The organism is Flavobacterium reichenbachii (assembly GCF_002217435.1).
In the GTDB taxonomy this organism is placed as follows: domain Bacteria; phylum Bacteroidota; class Bacteroidia; order Flavobacteriales; family Flavobacteriaceae; genus Flavobacterium; species Flavobacterium reichenbachii.
Genome location: NZ_MUHF01000029.1, coordinates 77,319 through 86,558, shown reverse-complemented (window position 1 = coordinate 86,558; position 9,240 = coordinate 77,319). Strand labels below are relative to the sequence as shown.

At 35.2% G+C, this 9,240-nt stretch carries 5 protein-coding genes and 1 pseudogene; all 6 read right to left on the bottom strand.

Annotated elements, in window-relative coordinates:
• Window positions 1-248, bottom strand: a pseudogene (locus tag B0A68_RS21345) (FecR family protein); the annotation flags it as partial.
• Between the two features lie 156 nt (window positions 249-404).
• Entirely contained in the window at window positions 405-983 is a 579-nt protein-coding gene (locus B0A68_RS21340; protein ID WP_035689997.1) for an RNA polymerase sigma factor, read from the bottom strand.
• 192 nt (window positions 984-1,175) lie between these two features.
• Window positions 1,176-1,697 (bottom strand): DUF3347 domain-containing protein, encoded by a 522-nt coding sequence (locus B0A68_RS21335; RefSeq protein WP_035689995.1) that lies wholly within the window; start codon window positions 1,695-1,697, stop codon window positions 1,176-1,178.
• Window positions 1,694-4,135 carry a zinc-dependent metalloprotease gene (locus tag B0A68_RS21330; protein ID WP_035689994.1) on the bottom strand — a complete coding sequence of 814 codons (2,442 nt, stop codon included), beginning with the start codon at window positions 4,133-4,135 and terminating at the stop codon, window positions 1,694-1,696. Before B0A68_RS21330 ends, B0A68_RS21335 begins: the two co-directional genes overlap by 4 nt.
• A gap of 5 nt (window positions 4,136-4,140) precedes the next feature.
• Window positions 4,141-5,565 carry a RagB/SusD family nutrient uptake outer membrane protein gene (locus B0A68_RS21325; protein ID WP_035689992.1) on the bottom strand — a complete coding sequence of 475 codons (1,425 nt, stop codon included), beginning with the start codon at window positions 5,563-5,565 and terminating at the stop codon, window positions 4,141-4,143.
• A 5-nt stretch (window positions 5,566-5,570) separates the two neighbouring features.
• Window positions 5,571-9,209: a SusC/RagA family TonB-linked outer membrane protein gene (locus B0A68_RS21320; RefSeq protein WP_035689991.1), complete on the bottom strand. Its 3,639-nt coding sequence runs from the start codon at window positions 9,207-9,209 to the stop codon at window positions 5,571-5,573.
• Window positions 9,210-9,240: the final 31 nt, after the last annotated feature.

The following is a 9,240-nucleotide window of genomic DNA, read 5'->3' as shown; positions in this document are numbered from 1 at the left end:
ATATCTTTATTAAATGTAGCTGTAGAAGTGATTACAGCATTATCAGAATTGACATTGTTATAAAAATGATAGCCTGTTATAGAAAAAAGAAACAAAACACAGGCAGCTGCGGTCCAATTATACAAGATTTTATATCGGTCTATTGTTGCCGTACGTATATTTTTCCACATACGTTCTTCTATTTCGCTTCCTAAAATACCTCTGTTGGGTATCGCATTCCATTCTTCTTTTAATCTTTTGGACTTCATTAAGTATCGTTTAGTATTTGAAAAAAAAATATCAATTCAACTACATTAGATTTTCAGTTTACCAAATGTCACGGGCAGGTATTACTATTAACGTTTTCTTAATCCAGGAAAAGTTTACTTAACAAGACATCTGGTGTGTCATAAAGTAAGAACACACTACGAAATAGATTCATACTGGCTGATGAAGAACAAAGCAAACCAATAGAGTTCATGATTTTTTACCGAATTTTTTTTAAGAAATTGTAAGGTCTTCGATATCTGGTTGGCCACAGCGCTTGGAGACATATTCATTTCTTCTGCAATTTCTTTATAACTGCGGTCTTCAAACTTATGAAGATTAAATATCTTTCGTCTTTTTTCGGGAATTTGATTCAGCAGATATTCTATCTTTTCTAATTTCAGGCTAATATCTTCCTCCAATTCAGATGCTGTATCGAGTTCTTTTATAAGCTGATCATTTTCGACAGAAAAAATTCTATTCTGCTTTTTGTACCATTTTGATATTTCCTGTTTTGAAGTTTTAAATAAAACCGCTTCTAAGTCTACATTTGGATCTAATTTTGCTCTGTATTTCCAAAGATGTATAAAAACATTTTGTGTCACATCTTCTGAATCTGCAAGCTGCGAGGTATATTTCTTAACAAAGCAAAATACCTTGTAATGATACAAATCATATATTTCTTTGAAACAAGAATCATCCCCAGCACTCAATCTTATTACCAAATTAGAACTCATAATACAATTTTAAATATTAAAGAAGACCCTTACAAATGTATAATAAACCCTAATTGATATTTTTAAGGATTTGTCATTTAATGATTTATTAATATTAATAGAAATATGAGTATTTAAATGGTACTGCTTAAAAAAACAAATACGGCTCCTTATTCAGGAAACCGTATCTATCAAACTAATTCAATTCACTTTTTATAAACTTGCCTTAACCTCACCGCAAGTCAACATATTTTTAGGATAATATGGATTTTTAATTTCCTTACTATCACTTGTCCAGACTGCGCCTGTCATTGGGCATACATGCAGATATAATGTAGAATCTTCTGCTTTAAATTTTGGTGCGAGATCCCAAAACTTTACAGAAAGCTGCTGTACAATTTTACGCTGTTTATTAATGTTTTTGGTCGCCGTAACTTCTGCTGCAAGGTCCATAACTTCTTTTCTCGTTTTAGTCGCCTCATTCATTTGCTCAAGAGTAAGTTTTTTAAACTTAAAGTTACTCAGCGATTTTTTTAACGCTCCTGCATTTGTAACTGCTGCAACACTGTCTGAAACTATTAGACTGTTTTTTAAAGCCAGATAATGGTTTGTGATTTCCTTTTTTTGTGCTTCTCGTTTTGATACCAATTCAGGAGTTACTTCTTCTTTTGATGTTATTTGGGCATGCGCAAATGTGCTTAAGAAAATTAATGCTGTAACTAATACATTTCTCATATCGTGGTTTTATTTAATTTGGTAACAATTTTATCTATTTCTATCAAAATACTTTCAAAATGCTCTTTGTTTAATCCTGTTGCAGCATCCATAAGTTTAGTAATGTCTCCTTTTAATTTAATAAGATGCTGTTTGCCGTATAACCTCACATCGCTGCGTTGTGCTGCATTCAAAGCTTTACCAGGTTCAGCTTCTTTAGGCAGTAAAAGCAGATTTAGCTTTTCGATATAACCGCGCTGCAAGCCACGTCTGTAAAAATCTAATTTTTCGTCGCCGCTAAACTTTACCCAAACGGTCTGCTGTAAATCGTTTAAAAATTCAGGAACAGTATAAGCACCTTCAAACTGCATTGTTTTAAGACTAATATTATAAAGCATTCCAGAACTTAAAAGCATATTTAATACCTGATTCTGCTGATCTGCTATTTGATCTTCTCTTTTTAAAGCAATAAGCTCATCAATCTCCTGCGGATACATCCAGAGTGGTGCGTTAAACAATTGTCTGCCAATATAACCTATTGCTGCTTTTATTTTGGCTTTGGGAACCGGCTGGTATACAACGCCTTTTTCATCAACAGTTCTTTTGGTTACATAGTTATTACCAATATATTTCAGCACATGATATAAGTACGTTCCGTATTGTCTTACCACTGCTTTGTGCATATCAGAAAGATTATCATATGCATCATTTGGCTGGTAAGTCCATTCTATAAGATGCGGCACTACTCTTTTTAGATTTTTAATTCCGTAATCACTGGCAAGTACTGCATCATCACCAAGATCTTCTGTCTGGCTGCGCGGATCTTCGTCTTTTCCTTCTCCTCCAAACCATAATTTAGGATTAACAGTTAAACTATCTGTAGTAAGCTTGCTGAGTATTTTTTCTTCTTCAAACTCATCTTTAGTATTTGGAAGATAACTATAACCCCACTTAATGGCCCACTTATCGTAAGCGCCAATACGAGGATAAATTCCCTGCGGACTAATATTGTCTTCTGGCTGTGCTACATAATTAAAACGCGCATAATCCATTATAGAAACGGTGTGGCCGTTTGCTTCTACCCATTTTTTATCACGAAGTTTTTCTACAGGAGTTGCACTGCTGGCTCCCATATTATGGCGTAAACCAATGGTATGTCCAATTTCATGAGAAGAAACAAATCGAATTAACTGTCCCATTAACTCATCGTCCAAATGCATTTTTCTTGCTCTAGCGTCCAATGGTCCTGCTTGTATCATATACCATCTCTGCACTAATTTCATCACATTATGATACCATCCCACATGACTTTCTATGATTTCTCCACTTCTAGGATCGCTTACTCGCGGTCCGTAAGCATTTGGAGTTTCAGAAGCATAATATCTTACTACAGAATATCTTGCATCTTCCAGACTCATTGTTTTATCATTTTCCGGCCATTCTTTACCCACAATTGCATTTTTAAAACCAGCAGATTCAAAAGCTTTCTGCCAATCGTTGATTCCTGCAATCAGGTAAGGTCTCCATTTTTTTGGCGTTGCCGGATCAATGTAGTATACAATTTGTTTTTTTGGTTCAACCAATTCCCCTTTAAGATATTTTTTAATGTCTTTATCTTTAGGCTCCAAACGATAACGCTGGATAATAAATTTGGCTTGAGCACGCTGTTCATCATCATCAAACAAAACATATTTATTGGCAAAATAACCTACTCTTTCGTCTGCAAAACGTTTGCGCATTGGCGTTTTCGGGAGCAGTACAATTGAGGTATTTAACCTCAATGTTATTGTCCCGCTGCTCGCTGTACTATTTGTATATGTTTTGGTAGTTTTTACTTCAATGTTGATAGGATATGCATCTACAGCTTCTATAAATGATTTATCATCAGCAAGAGAGGTTAATTTTTTTTCTGTTTTCTCCTGACTTCCCAAAGAGAACATTGCATTCTCTTTCTTAAAAGCATCGGTTACATCAATAACAACATTTTTTGTATCTGGATTGGTTGTTTTTATTGGAAAAGCGGCAACAATAGGATTTTCGTTACTGCCGGCCAATGCTTTTGCAAGCATCGAATCGGCGTTACGAACATCTTGTTTGTACTGTAGTGATCTTAAAAAAACAGTATTGTTGGCACCTTTTTCAAAATAAATAGTCTGTTCGTTGGCTTTTTCACCGCCAAAACGGCCCATTCCTTCTGGAGTAGACAAATATCGGGTTACCACCAGCATATATCTGTTAAACAAACTATCAGGTATCTGAAAATAAATTTTAGTATCAACCTGGCTGACTGTAAAAAGTCCCGATTTGTTTACAGCAGTTTCCGGGATAATTTTTTTATAAGGCTGTAAGCCTTTAGGCTGCGTACTGGTGCTGTCCGCTTTCTTTTCTGCCGGAGTTTGTGCAAAACCATACTGTTGTCCGGCAGCCAGCATAATTAATAATATAAATAATTTCTTCATCAGAATTAAAATGGAACTTTTTCGTTTGTATTCAATGTCAATTTTGGATTTTTTGTCAGCGCAGATAAAGGAAATGGTATAATATACAATCTCGAGTCAGGCTGCAAAGTATAAGTCTTTTGAGGAACTGTTTTATTAACCAGCGGGAATACTCTTGTAATTGTTTTGGCATATTCTGCTTCAGTATTTAATCTCTTAAGGTCAAAAAGTCGGTTAAAACCTAAAAGCAATTCTTTTCTGCGTTCGTTTACCACAAGCTCCATAGTTTCTTTTCTGGTTGCTGGAACTGCTAAATTTACAGTACCAGACAGAATACGTTTTGCTCTTAATTTATTCAAAACATCTACCGCTTCACTAAATTTATTATCTCTGGCATAACATTCTGCAAGCATTAAAAAGACTTCAGTAGTTTTCATGCCCACAGTAGGATAGAAAAATCTTGTATATTGAGTTCCCCAATATGCTGTATTGGAGCCCTGATCCAGATTTGTGGTGCTGGTAGAATTAAAAAACAAATTGAATCGCGCATCATTCGTACCAAATAAAGTTCGCAGCTCCGGGCTGATGACATAGAGTTGTCCAAAGTTCATCTCATTATATCCTGTCATATACATGTAGCTGAGTACTTCGATATTATTTGCTGCAGGTACAGCGACTGCAGTTGGTCCTCCTTGTGTATTGTAAGCTACCATATCAAATATTTGATTGTTGTAGCTTAATGATTTTTCTGCTGCTGCCTGCGCATTCGCAATTTCGCGTTTAAACAAATGAACTTTAGCTTTAAAAGCATAAGCAAATGCTAATGAAGGATGATAAACATCTAATGGTTTTTCCTGAAGATACGGCAGTGCTTCGTCAATATCTTTTTGAATAAAATCGTAAACCTGTGCAACAGTTGATTTTGAAGGCTGTGCTTCTAAATCAAATTTATCCATAATACAAATACCTCCATCGGTTGCTGCCGTTTGCGGATTATACCCTTTTGCATAAGTATTTACCAGCAAAAAGTGATCGTAAGCTCTAAAGATTTTGGCTTCTGCTTTTGCTAATTGTTTTTTACTTTCATCTCCTTTGCTGTTGTCTACCAACGAGATAATAGTATTCCATCTGTTAATATACGTGTAAGCCTGATTGTAAAAGCTCGAAGTGGTCATTAAGGAAACCCTGTCTACACTTTCGTCAAAAGTAAAATTAAGAATATCAATGTTTGGAGTTCTTCCGATCACGTTTGCTTCTCTCATCCATTGATCGTCTACCAAATACTGAAAGTTATTGATCGGATATCCTCTTCCGGGAAGAGAAACCAGTTCATGAAATTGGTCTGCAGTTTCGATAACTAAAGCGCCTTTTGGTGTAACATCTGTGTATTCTTCGCAGGATGTTACCGTCAGCATCATCAGCGAAAGCATTGTTATATATATCTGTTTCATTTTTTTTAAAGGGTAAGATTAAAGCCAAATAAATAAGTTTTAGGCAATGGTAAATTACGTGTGCCTGAGTTTGCAGAATAAACCTCTGGATCAATACGATTTCCTGCCGCACTCCAATACCAAATATTGTTCATTTGAAAAGTAAATTTAGCCGATGCCATTTTAATTTTATTTGCAAATGATTTTGGTAAATTATACCCTAAAGAAACGTTTCTAAGCTTGATATAATCACCATCGACAACATTTGCATCTGAATTTCTCCATTGACTGCTGATCGTTGCTGCGTAAGTTCTAACACTTTCGTCAAGATCTACATACAAACGTGTATTGCCATTTGGCTGTGCTGTTGTGTAGCGCTCTGTAATACCTGCAAGATTTACAGCGTCTGTACTCATATCGATAGTCTCTTTACGCATTACATTTCCTCCTGAGAAAACAAACAAGAAATTCAAATCGAATTGTCTGTAAGAGAATCGTTGTGAAAGCGAACCTGTATAAGTTGGTGTTAAACTTCCTTTGTTTACTAAAGCCTTAGGATTTGTAATTGTTTTTATGCTGGTCGAAATTGGATTTCCATTTGCATCAAAAGTGATCGAAGGATTTCCGTTTTCATCCAAAACATAAGGATAACCATTAATCGTTCCCCCGTATTTGTATGCATATAAACTATTGTATATCTCGTTTTCTGAAAAGTAATCTATCGGCGAACTTACATATACCGAAGCAACAGATTGAGCTCTGGTAACTTTTTCTACAGTTGTTTTGTTAAAGGCCCAAACTAGATTAGAACCAATACGAAAATTACCATTATTATACCATTCAGAACCAACACTAAATTCTACACCTTTGTTTAGTAAAGCTCCGGCATTTATTCTTCTGGTCAATGCACCAACAGTTGGATCTAAATCTGTGGTTGCCAGCAAATCGCTGCTGTATTTATGATAAAGATCAATACTACCGTTTAACTTATTACCAAACAGACTGTAATCTATACCTAAATTGGTACTTTGTGTTTTTTCCCATCTTAACATTGGGTTTGGCTGCGCTGTAATATTAGTATATTGTAAAGATTGATATAAATTATCGTTTCTTCTTGTAGCAGTTATATAGGGAGTTGTAGACTGATCTATATTTCCGTTAATTCCGTAAGTTGTTCTAAGTTTAAGCATGCTGACCCATTTTACTTCTTTCATAAAGTCCTCATTGCTCACATTCCATCCTAAACCTGCAGACCATAAAGGACGGTTTTTATACTTAGGATCTACTCCAAACAAATCTGCTCTATCAACACGGTAACTTCCTGTTATGTTATATTTTGATAAATAGGTATAACTCGCTGTACTAAAAACCGAAAAATAACGGTGTAATATTTCCTTTTGTGTTCTTGATACCGTTGCCAGAGTACGGTTGCTTCCAAAAATATAACTTGGAACTCCAGTTTGACTAAGCGCCAGATTATTTAATACGGCAGAACTAATGGTAACCGGATCATAACCGTATCTTAACTGCTCAATAGTTCTCGGAAGAAAAGTTTCGCGCATTTCAAAACCGGCTAAAGCACTAACAGAATGTTTTCCGTCGCCAAATTCCTGATTAAAATCTAATTGGTTTCTAAAAGAATAATTACTGGCCTGACTGCTGGATTGTTCGTATCGGCCTCCTGTAGAGAAACCTTCTACATACGTATAAGCATTTGTAGTTGGATTATATCCCGTTAAAGCATTGATAGCATAACGCATTTTATAAGAGTTAATGTCGTAATACTGATCGTTATCATTTCTTCTTACTTCATATTGAAATTGTGTATTGAAGCTTAAACCTCTCCACAACTTGGCTTTTATGTTGGCAAAAGTTCTTAAACTTAACGAATTCTGATTTTCAATACCTTCCTGAAGTGCATTCAAAACATTAAAATTCATTGATTTAAAACCACTTAAACCTGCTAATTTTCTTGCTACAATCGGATTGATAGTACCGCTTGAAGTAAAACCGTCGCCAGTACCTACAAATGGAGATATTACAAGATTTCCGTTATCATCAGTAATACGCTCGTATCTTTTTTGAATATCATATTTTCCCCAATCAGGATCAGTAACATCATCATTGCTGTACGTTCCATTTACTCCAAATGTCGCATTCAGCCAGTTATTAACCTGAAAACTGCTTTTTGCATAAAGATTAAATGCACGGCTGCTGTTGTACTTAACACGACCTTTTGATTCGTCATAATTAAGAGAAACGTAAGTATTTTGTTTGCTGGTGCTTCCAGAAAATGCAATATTATAACGCTGTCTCAGCTCATTCTGCCATACATTATCACTATAATCTTTTATGTAATCGTTCTTTCTCCATTGCGCAACAGTGCTGTTATAATCAGCATTATTAATTTTTCCTTCCTCCAAATCTCTGTTGAGCTGGTAAAGCGGGCTGTAATATTTTATACTGCTGTTTCCTATATCTCCATAATTGCTGAACATTGTAGCAGTGTCGGAAAATCTGGCTCTTTCTCTATTGTAAACAGACTGTTCAAAATCGATCAAATCGCTGGTAGAAGCATAATTCATATCTCTTATGTTTGGTTTTGTCGACACAAAAAAATCTGAATTTATACTTACTTTTAATCTCCCGTTTCCTTTTTTGGTAGTCAATACAATAATACCATTTGCCGCTCTTGAACCATATATAGAAGCCGCCGCAGCATCTTTAAGAACATCGACACTTTCTATATCATACGGATTAATTTCATCTAGAGTAAGGTCAGTCGGCAAACCATCTATTACGATAAGCGGACTGTAGCCAACCTGATCTGATGAAAAAGTACCCATACCTCTCAATATAGGTTTGTCTGCAGCAGCTCCGGTAGGATTTTTTTGAAACATCAAACCTGCTACACGACCTTCTATTGCAGTCATTAAATTTGTATTGATATTTTCATTTAATGTTTTTTCGTCAATTTTAGCAATTGCTCCGGTAAAGTTACTTCTCGCAATAGTCTGATAACCTGTTACTACAACTTCTTTCATTGCCGAGATTTTATCCTCAACAATAAGCGATAATATATTGCGGCCGTTAATTGCAAACGATTTTTTCTCAATGGTTAATCCAGAACATTCAATTATCCCATTTGATGGTGCATTATCAAAAGAAAAGCTTCCGTCAAAATCGGTTATACTTGTTCTGTTTGTGCCAGAGATAGTTACCGTTACACCCGGAAAAGGCTCATTTTTATTATTTAATACTTTTCCGCGTATATCGATTTGCCCGTTTCCCACATCCTCCCCTTTTCCAGCAGTTACCACTATAGTCTGGTTGGTAATTGTGTACTTTAAATTTTGAGATTTAAAAATTTGATTCAGCGCTTCTTTTACACTTGAATTCTTAACATTAACAGTCACAGATTTAGAATCTTTCAGCAATTTCTGCGTATAAAAAACTTCGTAATCTGCCTGCCTTGCCACTTCTTTCAGAACAGTCTCTAAAGATGCATCTTTAAAATTGATCGTGATGTTTTGTGCCTGACCTGTAAAACTGCAAAGCAGTATTAATAGTGTGCTAAACAGCCATAAATTGGCAGAAAAATTAAATTTGGAAATCTTTTTTCCAAGACTTTTGTAAGGTTTTTTTTGTTGTAAATTAAATTTCATACATTTACATTTGGTTATGGTTTAACAATAG